This is a genomic window from Mesorhizobium huakuii, assembly GCF_014189455.1.
Classification (GTDB): domain Bacteria; phylum Pseudomonadota; class Alphaproteobacteria; order Rhizobiales; family Rhizobiaceae; genus Mesorhizobium; species Mesorhizobium huakuii_A.
The window spans coordinates 6,752,759-6,774,251 of record NZ_CP050296.1 but is presented as its reverse complement, the minus strand read 5'-3'; the positions used below and the strand labels follow the sequence as shown (position 1 = coordinate 6,774,251).

Annotated in this window: 14 protein-coding genes and 1 pseudogene; 12 read left to right on the top strand and 3 right to left on the bottom strand. The window is 62.4% G+C overall.

The features are described 5' to 3' along the window. The first annotated feature begins 107 nt into the window (after positions 1 to 107). Positions 108 to 1,481 carry a class II 3-deoxy-7-phosphoheptulonate synthase gene (locus HB778_RS33175; protein WP_183460011.1) on the top strand — a complete coding sequence of 458 codons (1,374 nt, stop codon included), beginning with the start codon at positions 108 to 110 and terminating at the stop codon, positions 1,479 to 1,481. A 109-nt stretch (positions 1,482 to 1,590) separates the two neighbouring features. Here the strand turns inward: HB778_RS33175 and HB778_RS33170 are convergent, their stop codons facing one another. Beyond that, on the bottom strand, positions 1,591 to 2,661 hold the full coding sequence (locus HB778_RS33170) for a GGDEF domain-containing protein (RefSeq protein ID WP_183460009.1): 1,071 nt from the start codon (positions 2,659 to 2,661) through the stop codon (positions 1,591 to 1,593). 415 nt (positions 2,662 to 3,076) lie between these two features. On the opposite strand from HB778_RS33170, the gene HB778_RS33165 reads away from it, so the two are divergent. Continuing rightward, positions 3,077 to 3,493: a GFA family protein gene (locus HB778_RS33165; protein ID WP_032933467.1), complete on the top strand. Its 417-nt coding sequence runs from the start codon at positions 3,077 to 3,079 to the stop codon at positions 3,491 to 3,493. A gap of 78 nt (positions 3,494 to 3,571) precedes the next feature. Beyond that, positions 3,572 to 3,931, top strand: a complete 360-nt coding sequence (locus HB778_RS33160) for a diacylglycerol kinase (protein ID WP_183460007.1) — start codon at positions 3,572 to 3,574, stop codon at positions 3,929 to 3,931. Between the two features lie 30 nt (positions 3,932 to 3,961). On the opposite strand, the gene HB778_RS33155 is transcribed toward HB778_RS33160, so the two are convergent. Further along, positions 3,962 to 4,549: a DedA family protein gene (locus HB778_RS33155; protein WP_183460005.1), complete on the bottom strand. Its 588-nt coding sequence runs from the start codon at positions 4,547 to 4,549 to the stop codon at positions 3,962 to 3,964. Next, on the bottom strand, positions 4,546 to 5,109 hold the full coding sequence (locus HB778_RS33150) for a DUF1003 domain-containing protein (protein ID WP_183460003.1): 564 nt from the start codon (positions 5,107 to 5,109) through the stop codon (positions 4,546 to 4,548). Before HB778_RS33150 ends, HB778_RS33155 begins: the two co-directional genes overlap by 4 nt. 86 nt (positions 5,110 to 5,195) lie before the next feature. Here HB778_RS33150 and HB778_RS33145 point away from each other — a divergent pair, with 86 nt between their 5' ends. The 9 genes and pseudogenes from HB778_RS33145 to HB778_RS33110 all read left to right on the top strand — a co-directional run bounded on the left by HB778_RS33145 (position 5,196) and on the right by HB778_RS33110 (position 21,468). After that, a complete protein-coding gene (locus HB778_RS33145) occupies positions 5,196 to 5,912 on the top strand; it encodes a DNA-3-methyladenine glycosylase I (protein ID WP_183460001.1) in 717 nt (238 codons plus the stop codon). Positions 5,913 to 6,036: 124 nt separating this feature from the next. Next, positions 6,037 to 7,712 (top strand): annotated as a pseudogene (locus HB778_RS33140) (NAD+ synthase). Positions 7,713 to 7,747: 35 nt separating this feature from the next. After that, a complete protein-coding gene (locus tag HB778_RS33135) occupies positions 7,748 to 8,635 on the top strand; it encodes an SPFH domain-containing protein (protein ID WP_183459999.1) in 888 nt (295 codons plus the stop codon). Between the two features lie 8 nt (positions 8,636 to 8,643). Beyond that, positions 8,644 to 9,477, top strand: a complete 834-nt coding sequence (locus HB778_RS33130) for an NAD+ kinase (protein ID WP_183459997.1) — start codon at positions 8,644 to 8,646, stop codon at positions 9,475 to 9,477. Continuing rightward, a complete protein-coding gene (locus tag HB778_RS42940; protein ID WP_280515937.1) occupies positions 9,462 to 9,593 on the top strand; it encodes a hypothetical protein in 132 nt (43 codons plus the stop codon). The genes HB778_RS33130 and HB778_RS42940 overlap by 16 nt, the downstream gene beginning before the upstream one ends. Before the next feature lie 974 nt (positions 9,594 to 10,567). Beyond that, a complete protein-coding gene (locus HB778_RS33125; protein WP_183459995.1) occupies positions 10,568 to 12,484 on the top strand; it encodes a hypothetical protein in 1,917 nt (638 codons plus the stop codon). A 673-nt stretch (positions 12,485 to 13,157) separates the two neighbouring features. Continuing rightward, a complete protein-coding gene (locus HB778_RS33120) occupies positions 13,158 to 17,702 on the top strand; it encodes a GMC family oxidoreductase (protein WP_183459993.1) in 4,545 nt (1,514 codons plus the stop codon). A gap of 339 nt (positions 17,703 to 18,041) precedes the next feature. Then, complete coding sequence (locus HB778_RS33115) at positions 18,042 to 19,115, top strand: hypothetical protein (protein ID WP_183459991.1); 1,074 nt, start codon at positions 18,042 to 18,044, stop codon at positions 19,113 to 19,115. A 547-nt stretch (positions 19,116 to 19,662) separates the two neighbouring features. Then, positions 19,663 to 21,468 (top strand): ABC transporter ATP-binding protein, encoded by a 1,806-nt coding sequence (locus HB778_RS33110; protein WP_183459989.1) that lies wholly within the window; start codon positions 19,663 to 19,665, stop codon positions 21,466 to 21,468. The last annotated feature ends 25 nt before the right edge of the window (positions 21,469 to 21,493 follow it).

Genomic DNA, 21,493 nt, shown 5'->3' with positions numbered 1-21,493 from the left:
ATTCCGGTCTAGAATAGGAAATCGGCTTCGTGTATGGAGCCGCCACCCCATATAGGGGCGGAAAAGGCGGGCGAGGGTGCCTGCCGGAAAGAGCGTTGGGTGCAGCGATGACGAAATGGTCGCCGAATTCGTGGAGAGCAAAGCCGATCAAGCAGGTTCCTGCCTATCCGGACCTTGCCGCGCTGAAGAACACCGAAGCCCAGCTCGCCACCTTTCCGCCACTGGTCTTTGCCGGTGAGGCACGCAAGCTGAAGAAGCAGCTCGCGGCTGTCGCAGCCGGCGAAGCCTTCCTGCTCCAGGGCGGCGATTGCGCCGAGAGTTTTGCCGAGCATGGTGCCGACAACATCCGCGACTTCTTCCGCGTCTTCCTGCAGATGTCGGTCGTGCTGACTTTTGCCGGCGCACAGCCGGTGGTGAAGGTCGGCCGTGTCGCCGGCCAGTTCGCCAAGCCGCGCTCGTCCGACAATGAGACCAAGGGCGAGGTCACGCTGCCGAGCTATCGCGGCGACATCATCAACGGCATCGAATTCGACGCCAAATCGCGCATTCCCGATCCCGCCCGCCAGGAAATGGCCTACCGCCAGTCGGCGGCGACACTCAACCTTCTGCGCGCCTTCGCGCAGGGCGGCTATGCCAGCCTGGAGAATGTGCATAGCTGGATGCTCGGCTTCGTGTCGGATAGCCCGCAGGGCGAGAAGTACGAGTCGCTCGCCAACCGCATAACCGAGACGATGGACTTCATGAAGGCCGTCGGCATCACTTCGGAGACCAATTATGCGCTGCGCGAGACCGATTTCTACACCAGCCACGAGGCGTTGCTGCTTGGCTATGAGGAGGCGCTGACCCGTGTCGATTCGACCTCGGGCGACTGGTACGCCACTTCGGGCCACATGATCTGGATCGGCGACCGCACCCGCCAGCCCGACCATGCGCATGTCGAATATTGCCGCGGCATCAAGAACCCGCTCGGCCTGAAATGCGGCCCGTCGCTGACCACTGACGGCTTGCTGGAACTGATCGATCTGCTCAACCCCGAGAACGAGCCTGGCCGGCTGACGCTGATCGCCCGCTTTGGTTCGGACAAGGTCGCCGACCATCTGCCGAAGCTGGTGCGCGCGGTGCAGAAGGAAGGCCGCAGCGTGGTCTGGTCGTCGGACCCGATGCATGGCAACACCATCGAGGCCGCCGGCTACAAGACGCGGCCGTTCGACCGCATCCTGAAGGAAGTGCAGACCTTCTTCGAGGTGCACCGCGCCGAAGGCACGCATCCGGGTGGCATCCATGTCGAGATGACCGGCAAGAATGTCACTGAATGCACCGGTGGTGCGCGCGCCATCACGGCCGAGGAACTGCAGGACCGCTATCACACGCATTGCGACCCGCGCCTCAATGCCGACCAGGCGATCGAACTGGCCTTCCTGGTGTCGGACCTCCTGAAGAAAAGCCATCCGGTGCAGCACAAGCAGGTCGCCAACGGCTGATCCCGGCCACTGGGCCTATAAGAAAAAGGCGCCTGGGAAACCCGGCGCCTTTTCCATTTTCAGCTGATGGTCTGTGCCACGCCGGTGCGGGCGCTATCGGCAGGAGGCGTTAGTCCTTCTTATAGAGCAGCCAGCTCTTGCCGGCGCGGCCAGCCATCGCCGAATGCCTGGTGACGCGGTTGCGGCCGCTGACCTTCGACCGGTAGAGTGCCCGGTCGGCCTTTGTGTAGAGGTCCTCCGGGCCTTCGGCCTCCGATGCCATGCAGATGCCCATCGAGACCGTCACGGTGCCGTAATTCATGCCGGTCTGGCTGCTGGTGAATGGCGTCTGCTCGATCAGGGCGCGAATGCGCTCCGCGATCTCGTAAGTGGCGTCTTCGCTGGCGCCCTCAATGATCAGCGCGAATTCCTCGCCGCCGGTGCGGGCGACGAACATGTCGCCGCGAATGCTGGTCTGGAAAATCTCGGCGATGATCTGGATGATCTTGTCGCCGACAGGATGGCCGTAGCGGTCATTGATATCCTTGAACCGATCGATGTCAGCAAGGATCAAGGCATTGAACAGGATGCCCTTGTTGCTGTTGTAGATCCGGGTGATCTCCTTGTCGAAGGCGCGGCGGTTCCAGATCTGGGTCAATGGATCGGTGTTGGCCAGCCGCTTGTATTCCTCGAGCTTCGACTTGACGCTCTCGAGTTCGGCCGTCTTGTCGCTGAGCGTCGAGGCGACCTGGCGGCCATGATCGATCGTCGAATTGGTGGCAACGGCCATGGCGTTGGCGATCTTCTGCAGAAGATCCTGTGAAAGCAGGCTGCGGCCACTCAAACCGCTCGATGTCTCGTCGAGGATCCTGCCGTATTTTTCGATGTGGCTGCGCTCGCTCCGCAACAGCGATGCGACCTCCTCAAGCTCCCTGGCGATGACGTCCCGGGCATGCTCGACGATGCTGGGGCCGTGGTTCTGGGCGAAGAAAGCTCGCCCGATCTGATCCAGCTCATCCTGCGTCGGCCGGTTGCTCAAGGACACGACGGCGAGGCTGAGCTCGCGGTTGGTGCCGTTCAATGCTTCGTAGAAGATCTCGTAGTTGCGCGGCAGGCCGAGCACGCCCAGCTGGCGCATGGTCGCGACAACAGCGGATGCGATATCGGTGTTTTGTTCTGTTGGGGCGGCTGCGGGCTGCATGTCTGATTCACTCTTCCCCTCGGATCCCGACGCGGAATTTGCGGGTTCCATTGGCCGCCGAGCTGGGGAGCGCGACCCGATAGTCCAGAACATCTTGCGAAGAGGCGCGTCCCCACCCGCGACCTTCGCTTGGCGTGACCATAATTGCAGCAGCGCTAAAGTTTCCTTAATTCGTGCAGCTTCCACAGGTTTTTCTCTACCTGTGGCTGTAGAAGCATAAACTTTCGCACCATGGTCGCGGGGCGGCACACAGTTTGGCGGCTTTGAATTTGAAATCCGCTCGGCGTGCTTCTGGAAATGAAACTGAATTTCGAATTCATCACGGCAGTCGATGTCGTATTTGCTTGCGCGCAACCACCGCAAAGCTGGAATCCTGGCAACGATGCTGGACGAGGTTTCTTCAAGGGGTGCCGAAATGAGCGACAGTCACCAGGGATCATGCCTGTGCGGAGCGGTCCGCTTCCGGACAAGGGGAGCGCTGCGAGGGGTCGTCTATTGTCATTGCTCGCAATGCAGGAAGCAAAGCGGGCATTTCTATGCCGCGACCAATGTTGCCGACGCCGACATCGTGATCGAAGGCACGGAAAGCATCACCTGGTATGAGGCGTCCGCTTTCGCCGGGCGCGGCTTCTGCAAGACATGCGGGTCGGTGCTTTTCTGGAAGCCAAGGGCTCAAGACTATATTTCGGTGATGGCGGGAGCGTTCGACAAGCCGACGGGTCTCAAGGGCGACTGTCATATCTTCGTTGGCGACAAGGGCGACTATTATTCGATCGACGACGGGCTGCCGCAGTTTGAAAAGTCGACGCCTTCGATAGCGGTCGCTGAATGAATTTTGGACGAGATGCCTTATTCCCTTGATCGGGCCGTTGCTTTATCCCGTGCCGGTGATCCGGAAAGAGGTTTGGGCATGCAGCGGCTGATCGACGCTTTTATCAATTCGGTGCGGGCGTTTCGCAAGCTGGCCGCCAGCGAGAAGGCATTCCAGCAGGAGCTGATGCTCCTTGCGCTTGCCCTGCCGGCGGCGTGGTTCGTTTCGGTCTCCTGGCGTGGTTATGCCTTGCTGATCGGCGCGGTGCTGCTGCTGATCATGGTCGAGGTGCTGAACACCGGCATCGAGGCGGCCTGCGATGCCTTCAGCCGCGAGTTCAATGTCGACATCCAGCTGGCCAAGGATTGCGGTTCGCTGGCGGTGCTGATTTCGGTGGTCATCGTCGCCGGCGTCTGGGGCATCGCGCTCATCGAGCGGGTCACCGGCTTTCCCATCTGACCGTCCGAGCGCCCATAGAGGCCGGCGGCATCACTGCTCCCGACGACGCTCCCGCTTGGCGATGTGGCGGGCGACAAGCCAGGCAAGCACACCCACGGTAAGGCCGATGCCGAGCCCGATCAGCAGCCGCTCGTGGCGCAGCAGCGCCTGGCCGACGAAATGCTCGGCGCCCAGCCCGAAAACATAACCAATGGTGCTGAACAGCACCGCCCAGATCACCGATGAGATGGCGTTGAGGATGACGAAGCGGGGTGCTGCTATGGTCGACAGGCCGGCCGCGATGCCGCCGACCAGACGCATGCCGTAGACATAGCGGTTCGACAGCACGAAAATGTTGGGGTGGGTGTTGAGCAGACGATAGGCGCGGCGGAAGCCGGGCCGCCTGCGCAGCCTGACGACATGGCGATTGTCGGCGAAACTTCTGCCAAGGATGAAGAAGAAGGTGTCGCCGACGAAAGCGCCGAGTGCTGCCGCGGCAACGGCATGCCACAGCACGAAAACATGCTGGTGAGCGAAGAAGCCGCCGAGGATGGCGGCGCTTTCGCCTTCGGCGACGCAGCCGAGGAAGACGGCAAGCAGCCCATACTGTTCGATGAAATGATGAATGGCTTCGGTCATGAAGCCGACTGCTGCTGCGCCAGCCTCTCGTCGATCCGCTTGACCATCTCGGCCAGCCGCACGATCTCGTCTCGCATGCCGATGATCTGGCTGTGGCGCAGTTCATCGAGTTTTTCGTGCAGCGCCATGATCTCGATCTCGGCCTTCAGATTGACTTCGTAGTCGTGGGCGGCATCGATGCGGTCGCGTTCGGTCTGGCGGTTCTGCGCCATCATGATCACCGGCGCCTGCAAGGCGGCGACCATCGACAGCACGAGATTGAGGAAGATGAACGGGTAGGGGTCGAAGGCATCGCGCGACAGCAGCCAGACATTGCCAGCGGTCCACAGGACCAGAAAGGCCAGGAAACCCAGGATGAAGGACCAGGAGCCGCCGATGCGGGCGATCGTATCGGCAAGCCGGTCGCCAAAGGTCTGGTGGAAAGCGACGGCTTTGTTGGTGTCCCTGGAGATCGTGGTGCGCTCGAGCGTCGATTGCAGCACCCGGTTCTCGAGTTGGCTGAGGCCGTCCGGCCGTCGCTTGAGCCAGCGGTTCGCCAGATCGTCGATTGTCTTGTACATAGCCGTCTCCGTCGTCAGTGGAGATAGACGTAGAGGCTGCCGGCTCTCGCGGGAAGTGGTACATTCAAGCCAACAGCGAGGGAACTATGGCCGATTTCCAGAAAATTCGCCTGCGTGCGGCAAAACGCAAGGGCGGCGAGGCGGAGCTTTCGACGCTGCTGGGGCCGGTGCCCGACAATGCCGCCGTCGCCGATATTCCGGACGATCGTATTCTCTCGACCATGGCCGAGCGGATCTTTGCCGCCGGATTTGTCTGGCGCGTCATCGAACAGAAATGGCCCGGTTTCGAGGAGGCATTTCTGCGCTTCGAGCCGAAGCGGCTGTTGTTCCAGCCTGACGATTTCTGGCACGATCTGGCGTCCGACCAGCGCATCGTGCGCAACCCGCAGAAAATCAAATCGGTGCGCGACAATGCCGCCTTCGTCGAACGCGTGTCTGGGGAATATGGCGGTTTCGGCGAATTCCTCGCCAACTGGCCCGCCGACGATCAGGTCGGGCTGATGGCCTATCTCGGCAAGCATGGCAGCCGGCTTGGCGGCAATACCGGCCAGTATTTCCTGCGCTGGCTGGGCTGGGATGCCTTCGTCATTTCGGCCGACATGGCGGCAGCTCTTCGCGACGCCGGCCTCGACATCGCCGAAAGCCCGACCTCGAAGAAGGACCTCGACAAGATCCAGGCCCAGATCAATCAATGGGTGACGGACACGGGTCTGCCACGCCGGCACATTTCGCGTATCCTGGCGATGTCGATCGGCGAGAACCATTCTCCGCAGTCGTTGCGCGAATATATGGGCGACGACTGATCGTCGGTCTGGACACGATGGACCCCACGTCCATCGCTCCGAGACGATTGAGAATATCAATGGTGTGGGGTGGTCCAAACGAACGCCATTGCGAGGCGAATTTTGCCGCGCTAAGTCAGCAGGCATGACCAAGAAGCCCGACATACTGCGCATCGCAATCGCCCAGCTCAACCCGACCGTCGGCGACGTCGCCGGCAACCTCGCCAAGGCACGCGAGGCGAGGGCGGATGCCGCGCGCCAGGGCGCAGATCTCGTGCTCTATACCGAGCTTTTCCTGGCCGGTTACCCGCCGGAAGATCTGGTGCTCAAGCCGGCCTTCCTGAAGGCCTGCGAAAAGGCGGCGCAGGAGTTTGCCTCCGACACATCGGATGGCGGCCCCGGCGTCATCATCGGCACGCCGCTGAAGCGCAAGAGCGGCACGCACAATTCGGTCATCGTCGCCGATGGCGGCAAGATCCTGGCCGAACGCTACAAGCTCGATCTGCCGAACTATGGCGAGTTCGACGAAAAGCGCGTCTTCCAGGCTGGGCCCGAGATCCAGGGCCCCGTCAATTTCGCGGCGTGCGCATCGGCATTCCGATTTGCGAGGATATCTGGGGCGATGTCGGCATCTGCGAATCGCTGGCGGAAAGCGGGGCGGAAATCCTGCTGGTGCCGAACGGCTCGCCCTATTATCGCGCCAAGATCGATGTCCGTCACCAGGTGGTCATCCGCCAGGTGATCGAATGCGGGCTGCCGATCACCTATGCCAACCAGCTCGGCGGCCAGGACGAGCTGATCTTCGACGGCGCGTCGTTTGCCATCGGCGCCGACAAGACATTGGCTTTCCAGATGAGCCAGTTCGAGGAAGCGGTCGATGTCATCACATGGAAGCGCGGGGATGACGGCTGGGTCTGCTCGGAAGGGCCGATGTCGAAGATCCCCGAGCGGGAGGAGGCCGACTATCGCGCCTGCATGCTGGGCCTGCGGGACTACGTCAACAAGAACGGCTTCAAGAACGTCGTGCTTGGTCTCTCCGGCGGTATCGATTCGGCGATCTGCGCTGCCCTTGCCGTCGACGCGCTGGGCGAAGAGCGGCTGCGCGCTGTCATGATGCCTTATCGCTACACGTCGAAGGATTCACTGAAGGACGCCGAGGATTGCGCCCGGGCGCTCGGCTGCCGCTATGACATCGTGCCGATCTTCGAACCCGTCGAAGGCTTTCTGCATACGCTGACGCAGCTTTTCGAGGGCACCAAGGAAGGCATCACCGAGGAGAACCTGCAGAGCCGCGCGCGCGGCACCATCCTGATGGCGATCTCCAACAAGTTCGGCTCGATGGTGGTCACGACAGGCAACAAGAGCGAGATGTCAGTGGGCTATGCCACGCTCTATGGCGACATGAATGGCGGCTTCAATCCGATCAAGGATCTCTACAAGATGCAGGTCTATGCGCTGTCGCGCTGGCGCAACAGCCATGTGCCGCCGGGGGCCCTCGGGCCCTCGGGCGAAGTGATCCCGAAGAACATCATAGACAAGGCGCCGTCGGCGGAATTGCGCGAGAACCAGACCGATCAGGATTCGCTGCCGCCCTATCCGGTGCTGGACGACATCCTCGAATGCCTGGTCGAGAACGAGATGGGCGTCGACGACATCGTCGCGCGTGGCCATGACCGGGCGACGGTGACGCGCATCGAGCATCTGCTCTACATCGCCGAATACAAGCGCCGGCAGGCGGCCCCGGGTGTGAAGATCACCCGGAAGAATTTTGGCCGCGACCGCCGCTATCCCATCACCAACCGTTTCAGGGATCGCGGATAGCGAGCGGGTTATTTTGAGAACCTTGGGGGGCCTGCATGTTCATCAGCTATTTCAAGGGAACGCCTGAGTATCATATCGTCCGCTTCAAGAACGGCAAGGTTCGAGAGCAGGGCCGCGGTATCAGTTTCTGGTACGGCACGCTGGGCACGACCATCGCCATGGTGCCGGTGACGTCGCTCGACAACCCGTTCATCTTCACGGAAACCACGGCCAATTTCCAGGATCTGGCGATCCAGGGCTCCGTCAGCTACCGCATCGTCGATCCGATCAAGGCAGCGGAAGGTTTCGACTTCAGCGCTAGGCTCAGCAAGTCCGACATTGCCGGCGACGGCCGTGAGAAGATCGCCGAGCGCCTGGTGCTGGCCATCCAGAGCCGGGCGCGGGCCGTGGTGTCGAGCATGACGCTCGAACAGGCGCTGGCGGAGGTGACCAAGCTCGGCGGCAATCTTGCCGAGCTGCTGCGCGGCGATCCGATAGCCTCGACCGCCGGCCTGTCGATCGAGGAGGTCCATATCACCTCGGTCCAGCCGACACCGGAAATCCGCAACGCGCTGCAGACCGAATATCGCGAGGCGCTGCAGCGGCAGGCCGACGAGGCGATCTATGCGCGCCGGGCGCATGCTGTCGAGAAAGAGCGCGAGATCAAGCAGAGCGAACTGGCGACCGAGATCGAACTGGCCGAGCGGAACAAGTTGCTGGTCGACACCGAGGCGCGCAACAAGCTGACGCTGGCCGAGGCCGCCGCCAAGGCGCAGCAGCTCGAACTGACCGTCTATTCGTCGGCGCCGGCCAACGTGCTGACGGCAATGGCCTTCAAGGCCTGGGCGGAGAAGGGCGGTTCGGTCGGCAATCTGTCGATCACTCCCGACATGCTGACCAGCGCGCTCAGCCAGCTTGCCGCGCCGGCGAAGACCGAGAAGTGATCTAGCCGGTGGGCGGCGAGCAGGGCAACAGGCCGATCGACCGGGTGATCGTCGTCACCCGCAAGACCGAGCTTGAGGAACTGACGGCGCGTTTCAACACGCAGGGGCAGGCCCGGTTCTACCTCCGGCAAGCCGGCATGAATTTCGACCCGGTCAAATCGGCGCACGATATCTATTATCGCGCGCTCGACCGGGTGATGGGTTCGCTGCCCCGGGGGCTCAAGCAGTTGCGGCTCGACCGCGAACTGGTGCCGCGGTTCGAATTCGGTTCCGATGTGGTGATTGCGCTTGGCCAGGACGGGCTGGTTTCCAACACGGCAAAATACCTGCCGCACCAGCCGCTGATCGGCGTCAATCCCAATCCGGCGCTTTTTGACGGCGTCCTCTTGCCGTGGAATGCCGACGACACCGAACAGGTCCTCGACCTGACGATTTCCGGCAAGGCGAAGCGCCAGGCGGTGGTGATGGCCGAGGCGCGCTCCAATGACGGAAGGCGGCTGATTGCCTTCAACGACCTGTTCGTCGGCGCCTCGACGCATGTCTCGGCCCGCTACGAACTGACCTATGGCGGCAGAACGGAGCGGCAATCGTCGAGCGGCATCATCATTTCGACCGGCGCCGGCTCCACCGGCTGGCTGCGTTCGGTCATGGCAGGTGCTGCCGGACTGGCGCGGCCTATGGCGACACATCCGTGCCGACCGTGCCGCCGCAAGGCTACGACCGCGAAGGCGAGCAGCTGTTCTTCTCGGTGCGCGAGCCGTTTCCGAGCAACACGACGGGCGTGTCGCTCGTCCATGGCGTCATCACCCGCGACCGGCCATTGGTCGTGTCCTCGCGGCTGAGCAAGGGTGGCGTCATCTTCAGCGACGGAATGGAGGTCGACTTCGTCGAGTTCAATTCCGGTACCGACGTGACGATCGCGATTGCCGACCAGAAGGCCTATCTCGTCGTGCCGTGAGGTGCTGTTTCGTCGAATGGCGGTGACGCTTTGACAAACGCGCTTTCGATCGCCGGGCACAAGCGGGAATTGCAGTGGTCCTCCGATCGGCCTCCCGCTCCCCGGTCGGGGAGTACGAATCAAACTCGATGTTGGTGTGACCGTGCTTGGCGCGGGAGCGGCGCAAGAAATCTCTTGCCATGTTCGGCGTATTTATAGTTAGATGAAGTATTGCGGCATTGTAATATTCCTAGTGATAACCGACAGGTGGGCCGTCTGTGCCAATAGGCGCGGCGGGATCTTGGTCATGCTGCGATGGTTTTCCAGAGATCGATGGATGTCTTCTGGCAGACAGGCAGGAAGGCGAGGAGCCTGATTTAGTTAAAGATTTTGAAATCCGATATTGCTCTTGATTGGACAAGTAGGGTTCTGGACGGGGACGCTATGCTTGATCTGGTAAGATCGAAACTTGGGTGTGTTTGGCCGGCTGCCAGAGAATTTCGCAAAGTATCGCTGGCGTTCGCGGCGCTCATGGCGTCCAGTTGCATGGCAGTATGTGGCCCAGCCGACTATCCTGCCGCATCGCTGACGCCGCAATCGCAACCAGGTTGGAACGACACGCCAAATCAGATCGATCTGTCCGCGCCGCCCGACGAGGCACAGGGCGGCATGACTGAGGCAGGAACACCCATCAGCAAGCGGCCCGAGCAGTGCTTTCCGGCCGAACAGCGCAACCTCTTCAGCGAGGTCGACAAGGTACCGGGACCCGACGGCACACGCGGCCATTCAACTATCTCGACGGAGGTAAGGTTTCGAAGGAAGCCCGCGACGCCATTCGCGGCAAGAACACCTGGATCCTTTGGGGCGAAGGCAATGAGGTGTTCTGGGATTGGGTACAGCAGCACGGCTATGGATTGGCCGACTTCCTCGTTCTCCTTGACTCGCGCAAGCGCGACACGCGGTTTGCGGATTCGGGGCTCATCAACCAGCCGGGTATGAAATCCCAAACAGACAGAAGCAAGACCATACTCGGGCTCTATCTCGACCAGGCGGATGGCGACAAGATCAAGCTGCAGCCGGCTTCGAGCGACACAGATTCCGGCGCATCCGAGCCGGCTGTTCGCCCTGCGATGCCGGATACGCACGCCGGCCGTGAATTGTTCGAGCCGGGCGATCGGGCGCTCTATGAGAAGGTACTTGCCCAACTCGCCGACGATGGTGTCGATCCGACAGTCTACGGCTACGCCAGCGGCATCGTCGGGTTGCGGCTGTTTCCCAATCCGAACTTCTTCGGCAAGACGGACGCCGCGCAGAAGGCGCGCGATCTGTGGATGAAGGAGATCGCCAACAACCCCAAGGGCGACAACTACTACACGGACTCCTCCATCAACGCCGACCCCAATCTGGTGCGGCCTTTCCGGGTCAGCATGTCCTGCGGATTCTGCCACATCGCGCCGCATCCGCTCAATCCGCCGGCCAATCCCGAAAAGCCGGATTGGTCGAATCTGTCCAGCACAATCGGCGACCAGTATTGGAAGCCGGTGGCCACATTCACCAATCTGAAGAAGGCCGACAGCTTCCTCTATCAGTTCCTTGCCAGTCAGCAGCCGGGCACCATCGACACTTCGCTGGTCAGCACCGACCACATCAACAATGCCAACACCATCACCGCGATCTTCGATCTTCCGGCGCGCCTTGCCCGCGCATCGGCCAATCCGCCAGAAGAGCAAAGCGCCTCCAATCTGCTCATTCCCGGCGTCGAAGATCCGCAGTCGGCGGCAAACCCGCGGCACACGCCGCGCGTGCTGCTCGACGGCTCGGACAGCGTCGGCGTCTTCGGTGCGCTGTCGCGCGTCTACCTGAACATCGGAACCTATTCGGAGGAATGGAAACGTCTGCACAACACCGTGGTTGGCTTCAAGCCGCAACGCCCCTTCGCTGTGGCGACGGCGCTGAAGAACTCTGTCTACTGGCGCACCGCGGAGAAGTATCGCATTCCGTATATGGCCGCTTTTTTCAGATATGTGGCCAAGGACACCGGCGAGACCGTCACGCAGCCCATGCGTCTTGCCGATACGGGGGATGGAAAACGCCGCATCGAAGCCGAGCGCGCCGATGCCAGCAAGGGGCGCGGCGTGTTCATCCAGAATTGCGCGGTGTGCCATTCGAGCAAGCAGCCAGCGGGCTTCTCGCTCAGCTTTGCGCGTGACTGGGCCGACAAGCAGGTGCTTGCGCCCAATGCGTCGCCGGCGCTGACGCTACCAATGGACTTCGCCGACTGGGACAACTTCAAGAAGAGCCCGGCCTATGGTGACTATGTCAAGCAGATCAGCGACCTTGCCAGCCAGGCGTCCGATCAGTCCGACCCGTTCATCAAGGACAATTTCCTGTCGACCGATATACGGGTGCCCGTCACCCTTGTCGGCACCAATTCGGGGCGAGCTGTTGCGACCAATGCCATGCGCGGGCAGGTCTGGGACAATTTCTCGTCGGAGACTTACAAGAACCTGCCCGCAGTGGGAGAGGTGCATTTCTTCAACCCGTTCTCCGGCAAGCCGGTCGATGCCTGGGGCAACAACGACAGCTATGCGCCGCCGGCCGGTGGCCCCGGATACTACCGACCCGCCTCGCTGATCAGCCTGTGGGCGACAGCCCCCTTCCTGCACAACAATGCGCTCGGCGAGTACACGCACGATCCGTCGGTGGTTGGCCGGCTGAAGGCATTCGATGACGGTATCGACAAGATCCTGTGGCCCGACAAGCGCGAGGCGAGCCCCCCGTGCGCCTCGATGGTGACCTGCGCGGCAAGATGGCGCTCGCCGGAGGCGACCACGGTTTCATCTATCGAACGACCCAGCCCAGCTTCATCGACTTTTCGCCACGCTTCATCCACCCCCTTGTCACCGGGGTGATCGGTCCGTTCTGGACGTCGTTCCTGACCACGTATCTATGGAGTGGGCTGGGGTTGGCGGCGCTGATTCTGGCTTTCGTCGGTCGATCGCGCCATGCGGGCTTTGCATTCGCGCTGATCGCCGTGCTCGTGGCAGTGCTTCTGCGTCTCAGCCGTTTCGATACGGTCTACCCCTCGCTGTGGCTGGTGCCGGCGATTGCGGCCGCCGCGGCGGCGCTGCTCTGGTTCGCGCTGCAGAACCAGCGCTGGGTCAGCCCCGTGGTTTTCCTCGCACTGGCTGGACTGTTCGCCTTTACCGGCTTCCAGGCCAATGCCTTCGTCGACGGCAAGCTCGGTGGCATCAAGCTCGGCCCGGTGCCTACCGGCACACCGGTGAACCTGATCATGAACCTCAATCCGGAAGCGCCCACTGGCGATCTCCTGCGGGCGGTGTTCGGCATGACGCGCGGCTTCCTGCGCATCAACAAGGACCAGTTGTCGCAAAAGGATGGCAGTGCCTGGAAGGCGTTCGAGGCTGAAGCGGCAGCTCCATTGATGCGGGTCAGCAAGTGTCCGGACTTTGTGCTGGATCGCGGGCACTGGTTCGCGCAATCGTTGAGTGACGAGGAGAAGAAGCAGCTGAAGGCCTTCCTGGCGACGCTCTGATTTCTTCTCTGGTTGGGGGGCAACCGAACATGGCAATGGACTTGCAGCAGGCGCTCGAGGACGCAAGAAAACCCGATTCAACGCCATTCGACTACATCGTCATCGGCTCCGGCGCCGGCGGTGGCCCGCTTGCCGCGCGGCTTGCCCTGAGCGGCAGGCGGGTACTGGTCATCGAGGCCGGGCTCGATACGGCGCCAGCCGGAAGCACAAAGCCGCAAGAGGTTTACGCCGTCCCTGCCTACAACGGCGCCGCCACCGAGGATGCGGCGACCAGCTGGGACTTCTCGGTTCGCCATTACGAGAATGACGCCGTTCAGGCCAGGGACGCCAAATACAACAAAGCCAAGGACCCCTCGGCCAATGGCGGCAGCGGCAAGGGTGGCATCTTCTACCCAAGGGCGGCCGCGCTCGGCGGCTGCACCGCGCATCATGCGATGATCATCATCCGCCCCAACGACAGCGATTGGGATGAGATTGCCAGCTATACCGGTGACGACAGCTGGCGTTCGGAGACGATGCAGGGCTATTTTCCGAAGATCGAGCAGTGCCTCTACTACAATGTCTACAAGGGTTTTCTCGGCCGCATTCTCGGCTGGCTGCTGTGGCTTATCCAGGTCTTTGCCACCCTGATCAACCCGCGCCGGCAACTCGACCCGAACGGACACGGCTCAAAAGGCTGGCAGCCGACCAGCTTCATCGACCCGATCGTCATTGCGGGCATAGCGCGCGGTGACCGCACGCTGCTCAAGCTCCTGTTCAACGTCATCTGGTCGGCGCTCGCGGGCAAGGACGAACGCTCGGCTTTCAAGCGCGCGCTGGCGCATCTGCAGATCATCCAGTTTCTCGATCCGAACGTGCGCGCCGACGACATCAAGACCCGGGCCCGCCCGACGCTGCTGTCGATCGGCACCAACGGCGAGCAGCGCTACGGCTTACGCGAATGGCTGCTCAAGGTGGCCCAACTGCACCAGGACCGGCTGGTGCTGATGACGGGTACGCATGCCATGCGCCTCATCTTTGACAAACCCGGCAAGAACAGGAACGGCAAGGCCTCGGCGCCGCGGGCGATCGGAGTGGAGGTCGCGCGCGGCCAGTATCTCTACAAGGCAAGCAAACGCCACGACCCGGCATCGGGCGCAACTATCGAGCGCTATTTCGCCAAACGCGAAATCATTGTCTCCGGCGGCTCTTTCAACAGCCCGCAATTGCTGATGTTGAGTGGTATCGGCGACGTCGGGAAATTGAAGAAACTCGGCATTGCCGGACCGCGCGACAGCGCCGGAAAGCCAGTTGCGCCGGTGGTGAACCTTCCAGGCGTCGGCCTCAACCTGCAGGACCGCTACGAGGTCAGCATCGTCTCCGAGATGAAGCAGGATTTTTCCACCTTGAAAGGTGCGAGCTTCAAGCCCGGCGACCCCACCGATCCGTTGTGGGTACAATGGGATAAAGACAAGACCGGGCTCTACGGGACCAATGGCGGCGCGCTGGCGATGATGATGTCGTCCAAGGTCAACACGAAGCCCGACAATCCCGATTTCTTCGTCTTCGGCGCGCCGGCAGCCTTCCGGGGCTACTACTGGAACTGGTCGAACGAGTTGCTCCGGGCCACCAAGGGCGCGGCCACGGAGCAGCGTAACCTTTGGACCTGGGTCATCCTGAAAGCCTACACCAACAACAATCTCGGCACCGTCAACCTGCTCAGCGCCGATCCATTCGACGTACCCGAGATCAACTTCAATTCCTTTCCTAAGGCCGGAGGCAATGCCGACCTGATCGCGCTCTGCGAGATCGTCCAGCGCATGCGCGAGATCAACGGCAAGATCACCGGAATGAAGGCGGAGATCCAGCCCGGCACGGCAATAGCCAACAATCCCAAGAAACTGGAGCAATGGGTGCAGGACGAGGCCTGGGGCCATCATGCCTGCGGCACCTGCCGGATGGGGGCCGATCCCTGGCGAGAGAATGTCGTGGCACTAAGGGACAAGAACGCGGTGCTGGACAGTCGCTTCCAGGTGCATGGCGTCGCTGGGCTCAGGGTCGTTGACGCGTCGGTCTTCAAGAAGATCCCCGGATATTTCATCGTCACCCCGGTGTTCATGATCGCCGAGAAGGCCGCGGACACGATCCTGGCAGATTATCCGGCCTATCCGAGCGAAATCGAACAACTCGAGGCCGCGGCGATCTATACGCGGCGCGAAATCGCCGGCGAGAAGACGGCGGTGGGGTTGGTGCAGACGAAGTTGCCGCAGGACTGCATCGGGCTGGCGCTGTCTGGTGGCGGCATCCGCAGCGCCACCTACGGCCTCGGTGTTCTGCAGGCCCTGGCGGCCACGCCAATGCTGCCAATCCTGCGCAAGGTCGATTTCCTGGCAACGGTTTCGGGCGGGGGCTATATAGGCGGCTTTCTCGGCCGACTCTACACGCGCATCCCTGACGACGTCCCCAAAAAGGCCGAGCGCGTCGAAGCAGTGCTCGGCGACACCAACGCGCCGGAAATCTGGTGGCTTCGGCGCCATGCCGACTACCTCGTCAGCGCCGGCCGCTCGGATCTCGAAACCAATGTCGCCGTAATTGCCAGAAACCTGGCAGCCGAACTGTTCTGCGTGGCTGCGCTGGTGCTCGGCCTGCTCGGCGCACTGCGCTGGATCTCGGATCATTTTTCGATCTTCGCCGCAACGGGATGGGCGATCCATGGTATTGCGGTGTCGCCCTATTGGCTGGTGTCGGCGGCGGTGCTGGCGCTTGCCGTGCTGCCGGCCGCCGGTGGCTACTGGCTGACGTCCAACATGCCCACAAAACAGCCTTACCCGGTGTTTGCCCTGCTGTTATGGGCCACCCTGCTTTGCTGCGCGATTGCCTCGATCGGCGTGACCGGCACCGGCAATTGGGGGCTGATCGCCATCGGTGTGCTATTGCTGGCCTGGCTGTGGCAGGATGCGGTGCGCTGGCTCGACCAGCCAGGCGACCTGCACGACGATGCCGAGGAGCGCGAAGCCGAGGCGCTCCGGCAGGCCGCGGCAGCCAAGGCCGCCGCGTCCCAGGCTGCAACCGCCCAGGCTGCTGTCGCCCCGACCGCCGCCGCCCAGACTGCCGCTGCTCAGGCGGCTGCCGCCCAGGCGGCAGCCGCGTTGGTCGCCACCGCGCAGGCGGCCATCGCCCAGGCCGCGGCCGATCTGAGGAAGGAAGAAACGCGACAACGCGGCCTGGCCGCACTCTATCGCAACCGCCTGGCCCGCGTGCTTGGCAGTTCACTTCTGCTGTTTGCGGCGAGCCTTGTGTTTGTCATCCTCGATACGCTGGCGCATTATATCGGGAAATCCAGCGGCGCGCCGAGCATGGGCGTTTTGTTGGTCATCGCGCCGCTGGTGCCATTCCTGCGCAAAATCGTCATCGCGCTTGCTCCAAGCAAAGTCGAGCAGGCGGCCGAGCGCCTCGGCGTGGCACCAAGCCGGCTGTTCATTCCGCTGCTGGCGTTCTCGCTAGCGGGGCTGCTGTTTCTGGCGCTCGACGTCGTCGCGCATGCGAGCTTCGAGGACAGGTATGGCGGCCCGGTCTTCGGTGTCTGGCTGACGGCTGCAGCGCTGCTTACATCCGTGGCTCTCGGCCGGGCGATCAATTTCGTCAACCTGTCTTCGCTGCAGCAACAATTGGCGCAGAAGCTGACGCGCGCCTTTCTCGGTGCCTCCAACGATGCTCGCGTGCATCCGCAGGGTACGGCCTCGCCGGTTCCGGTCCAGGTTTCGGACGACAATGACGATACGCCGCTCAGCGGCTACCATCCCGAGGCCAAGGGTGGGCCGCTGCATCTGATCAGCGTGTGCGTCAACCAGACGGTCGACCATATTTCCGGACGGCAGCTGCGCCAGAACAAGAGCCTGCCGATGTGCTTGGGCCCCGGCGGCATCAGCGTCGGGCGGCAGTACCACGCGATCTGGGAAACAGAGACGGCCGGCCTGCCCGACAACAAGATCAATGTCCGCGCTTTGCCGGTGGCGCCGGATCCGCACAAATTCCATGTGCTTGCCACCTCCGACGGCGACACCGCGACGGTCGAGCAGCTCAGCCTCGGGCACTGGATGGGGATTTCGGCAGCTTCGCTGTCCACCGGCGCCGGGCGAACGGGCAGCCTGCCGATGTCGCTTCTGTTCGGCCTGTTCAATGTGCGGCTGGGCTATTGGTGGAACAGCGGTATCAATGCCGGCAAACGTCCCGGGCGCTACCCGCCCAATCTCTGGCGGCGGATCAAGGGACTGCCAGCCGCCATCTTCGCGGTGCAGACCATTCTTTTCAACGAATGGCGCGGCTATTTCGAAGGGCCTTCGGCCAGGCGCTGGTATCTGAGCGATGGCGGGCATTTCGACAACACAAGCCTCTACGAGCTCATCCGCCGCAGGCTGCCGTTCATCATCGCCGTCGACGGCGGGCAGGACCAGAATTATCAGCTGGACGACCTTGCCGTGCTGATGCGCCAGGTGCGGCTGGATTTCGGCGCCGAACTCAACTGGCTCGATCCGAGCCCAGCCGCTCCGGGCGCCAGCGCCTGGGTCGGCCTCGATGCGCGGCCGCCGCCGTAAAGGCGACGATCCCGGCCTGGATCAAGAAGCTGGTTCGCCACCCCGAGGCGATCGGCGGGCTCGAACAGATCAAACGCGACAGTGCCAGCGGCGCGGCCCTGGCGTGGGTTTCCTATGCCGACGACAAGGATAAGGGCAGCTGGCTGCTGCTTATCAAGGCCAGTCTGGCGCCCAAGGTCCGGGCCGACGTCCTGAACTATGCGGCGACGCACCCATCCTTCCCCAACCAATCGACCGCCGACCAGTTCTTCGACGACGACCAATGGGAAAGCTACAGGTCGCTTGGCGAAGCCGCCGGAAAGGCAGTGTTTGGATGAATGCCGCGCAACAGCACCTGACATGAGCGGCGAGGCGCCGTTCAACGAGGCCTTCTCGGCCGAAGACGCGGCCTATGCGGGCTCACGCTTTGCCGAGGTCAGGCAGGCGCTGTTCGCGAACCCTTATCAGCAGAGATGGGGCGAGACTGGCGGCCCCGCCCTGCCGACATACAAGGTTACCTTGCTCAGCGTGTTGAGCGGCTTGTTGCCGTTCGGACGTGCCTACGCATTCCGCGATGCGACCGCGCGTGCGATCGATTCTTCGGCGGATTTGCGCTGGGGGCCAGACAATAGAGGCTACCGGCGGCTGCTGCATCCAAATGGTATCTGCCTGACGGGCATGTGGACCATCTCCGAGGAGACAGGCTATTCCGGCTACTTCCAGCGAGGCAGCCAGGCACTTGTGGTTGCGCGCTATTCCACATGCTGCACCGAGACCCGGCGTGGGCGGTCGCGTTCGCTGTCCATGGTCGGAAAATTGTTTCCGACCATGGACAGCGACCATGCGGCGCCTCTGCGCACAGCCAACTTCATCACCCAGCAGGACATTGGCGGTGACTACACTAGCACCATCAACGACGCCGAACTCCGCAACGCACCTGACACAACGGTGTGGCGACGTGGCTTAGGCGCGGCGGTGCTTCTGACCACCGGCATCGTCTTCTCCATCGTCGACCGCAAGCCCAGCATTCGCCAACTCTATCCCGTTGCCGAACTCGGAAAACCCGCCGGCGAGGCGACCCGCGCCCCAACGTTCATGCGTCTTCGCGTCAATGACAGACAGCCGAGGGTTGCGGGCGCGGATCTCGATTTTCGCGATGAGATCATGGCGCAGATCTACGACGCCGGAGATTCCGCGCCGAAAAGGAAGCTGTCGTTCGACATCGACGTGACGGACGACGGAGAAACGCACGGCTTCCCCATACGCGAAAGGCGTAGCTTCAAGAACTGGCGAAGGGTTGGGAACCTCGTGTTCAACGAGGCGGTTGCCTCCTACAATGGCGACTTTGTGGTGCATTTCCCACATCCGACGTGGCGCGACGACCAAAATGATCCGGCGACCGCGACACGGATGCACCGGAAGAAAGTTCGCTGAGGCGCCATTTGTCGTCCTCGGCACATGCCTTGACTCCCGATGATCCCGAGCTCGGCACGATTTCGCCCTGGAGCCTGTCGACCAGTGACGGAGCACGGGGTCTATGAGAAATTGGGTATCAAGGCATCGACGGACCGCCGCTACGTGCGCCTCGATCGTAGCCCGGGCCCGCGACGAAACCTTCCACCAGCAGTTGTTGCAAAATAACCGCAGTGGTTGGACCAGATGGGTTTTTTGGCGTGAGCCCGTCTTGGCGATGCGTCGGGCCGTCACTATAAAGACCGTTCCGCGATTCATTTGCGGGAGGTCCGAATGGCAGTATTTGAAATGCGAGGCCGCGAAGCCTAGGTCTCATCAGGCGCTCCGCGAAGGTCCATCCTTCGCCTCGGCGCCGGATTGAGCACAGGCTTATGCCGATGCCGGTCGCCGCCCGACTACGGGCGTGACGCCAAAATATGCCACTCCGCTTCTGGGCAATCATTAGCCCCTTGCGCGGCTTCTTCAATTTTTGACCTGGGATCGGGCTCGTTTGCGCCCGAATGACATCATGGCTCGTTTCAAGATCGATTTGCGCGCGAGCGCCTTTCGCAGCGTTCTTGGTTTCACGCTCACCCATTGGCAGCGCCAGCCCTGGCGGCTTTCGCTGATCATGGGTGGTTTCCTGCTGTCGACGCTGGCCGACGTCCTGACGCCGCTCTATTCAGGCCGGCTGGTCGACGCCGTCGCCAGCAGCGCCGGCGCCGACGCCATTGCCTGGAATGCCGCGATGACGGCGTTTTCGATACTGATGGCGCTTGCCCTGACCGGCGTCGTGCTGCGCAACCTGGCCTTCATGGGCATCGTCGAACTGACGCTGAAGATGATGGCCGACATCGCCGCCGATGCCTTCCATCGCGTTCAGCGCTTTTCAACCGACTGGCACGCCAACTCGTTTGCCGGCTCGACCGTGCGCAAGGTGACACGCGGCATGTGGGCGCTCGACCTGCTCAACGACACCATCCTGATCGCATTGTTGCCGTCGGTCGTCATGCTCGTCGGCTCGACGCTGCTGCTCGGCTGGTTCTGGCCGCTGATGGGTGTGGTCGTGGCCGTGGGCTCCGTGCTGTTCATCATGGTGACGGCGATGCTGTCGCTTGGCTATGTCGCGCCGGCGGCAAGGCTCGCCAACACCTGGGACACGCGACTCGGCGGCTCGCTCGCCGACGCTGTCAGCTGCAACGCCGTGGTCAAGGGCTTTGGCGCCGAGGAGCGCGAAGAGCGCCGTCTCGCCAAGGTGGTCGCCAAATGGCGGGCGCGCACGCGGCGCACCTGGGTGCGCGGCACAATCAACGGCACCACGCAAGGGGCGCTGCTGCTGGTCATGCGCGCGGCCGTGATCGGCCTGTCGCTGCTCTTGTGGTCGTGGGGGCAGGCGAGCGCCGGCGACGTCGCCTTCGTGCTGACCTCGTTCTTCGTGCTGCAGGGCTATTTGCGCGATATCGGCACGCATATCCGCAATCTGCAGCGCTCGATCAACGACATGGAGGAACTGGTCGATTTCCAGTCCGAGCTGCTCGGCATCGAGGACCGGCCCGGCGCCAGACCGATCCGGATCACGCAAGGGGCCATCAGCTTCGACAACGTCACCTTCCACTACGGCAATCACCGGTCGCCGCTCTATCGCGACTTTTCGGTTGATATCACGCCAGGTGAACGGGTCGGGCTTGTCGGTCACTCCGGTTCGGGCAAGACGACTTTCGTCAAGCTCATCCAGCGGCTCTATGACGTGAATGCGGGCAGGATCCTGATCGACGGCCAGGATATCTCTGAGGTGGCGCAAGCGTCGCTGCGCGGGCAGATCGCCATCGTCCAGCAGGAGCCGATCCTGTTCCACCGTTCACTGGCAGAGAACATCGCCTATGCCAGGCCGAGCGCAACGCAGGAGGAGATCGAGCATGCCGCCAAGCTGGCAAGCGCGCACGACTTCATCATCAGCCTGCCGAAGGGCTATGGCACGCTGGTCGGCGAGCGCGGCGTCAAACTGTCGGGCGGCGAGCGTCAGCGCGTGGCGATCGCGCGCGCCTTCCTGGCCGATGCGCGCATCCTGATCCTGGACGAGGCGACATCGAGCCTCGATTCGGAATCGGAAGTGCTGATCCAGCAGGCGATGGAGCGGCTGATGGTCGGCCGCACGACGCTGGTCATCGCCCACCGGCTGTCGACGGTGCGGGCGCTCGACAGGCTGCTGGTCTTCGATCGTGGCAACATTGTCGAGGAAGGCTCGCATGACGAGCTGATCCGGCTGAAGGGCGGCATCTACCGCCGTCTGTTCGAGCGCCAGGCGCTCGAGCTGACCAAGGGACTGGTCATCTGACCTGAGGTGGCCTCCGGCTTCGGCC

Coding starts and splice junctions, on each gene's coding strand:
- HB778_RS33175 (WP_183460011.1), top strand. CDS start 108: ATGACGAAATGGTCGCCGAATTCGTGGAGAGCAAAGCCGATCAAGCAG.
- HB778_RS33170 (WP_183460009.1), bottom strand. CDS start 2,661: ATGCAGCCCGCAGCCGCCCCAACAGAACAAAACACCGATATCGCATCC.
- HB778_RS33165 (WP_032933467.1), top strand. CDS start 3,077: ATGAGCGACAGTCACCAGGGATCATGCCTGTGCGGAGCGGTCCGCTTC.
- HB778_RS33160 (WP_183460007.1), top strand. CDS start 3,572: ATGCAGCGGCTGATCGACGCTTTTATCAATTCGGTGCGGGCGTTTCGC.
- HB778_RS33155 (WP_183460005.1), bottom strand. CDS start 4,549: ATGACCGAAGCCATTCATCATTTCATCGAACAGTATGGGCTGCTTGCC.
- HB778_RS33150 (WP_183460003.1), bottom strand. CDS start 5,109: ATGTACAAGACAATCGACGATCTGGCGAACCGCTGGCTCAAGCGACGG.
- HB778_RS33145 (WP_183460001.1), top strand. CDS start 5,196: ATGGCCGATTTCCAGAAAATTCGCCTGCGTGCGGCAAAACGCAAGGGC.
- HB778_RS33135 (WP_183459999.1), top strand. CDS start 7,748: ATGTTCATCAGCTATTTCAAGGGAACGCCTGAGTATCATATCGTCCGC.
- HB778_RS33125 (WP_183459995.1), top strand. CDS start 10,568: ATGAAATCCCAAACAGACAGAAGCAAGACCATACTCGGGCTCTATCTC.
- HB778_RS33120 (WP_183459993.1), top strand. CDS start 13,158: ATGGCAATGGACTTGCAGCAGGCGCTCGAGGACGCAAGAAAACCCGAT.
- HB778_RS33115 (WP_183459991.1), top strand. CDS start 18,042: ATGAGCGGCGAGGCGCCGTTCAACGAGGCCTTCTCGGCCGAAGACGCG.
- HB778_RS33110 (WP_183459989.1), top strand. CDS start 19,663: ATGGCTCGTTTCAAGATCGATTTGCGCGCGAGCGCCTTTCGCAGCGTT.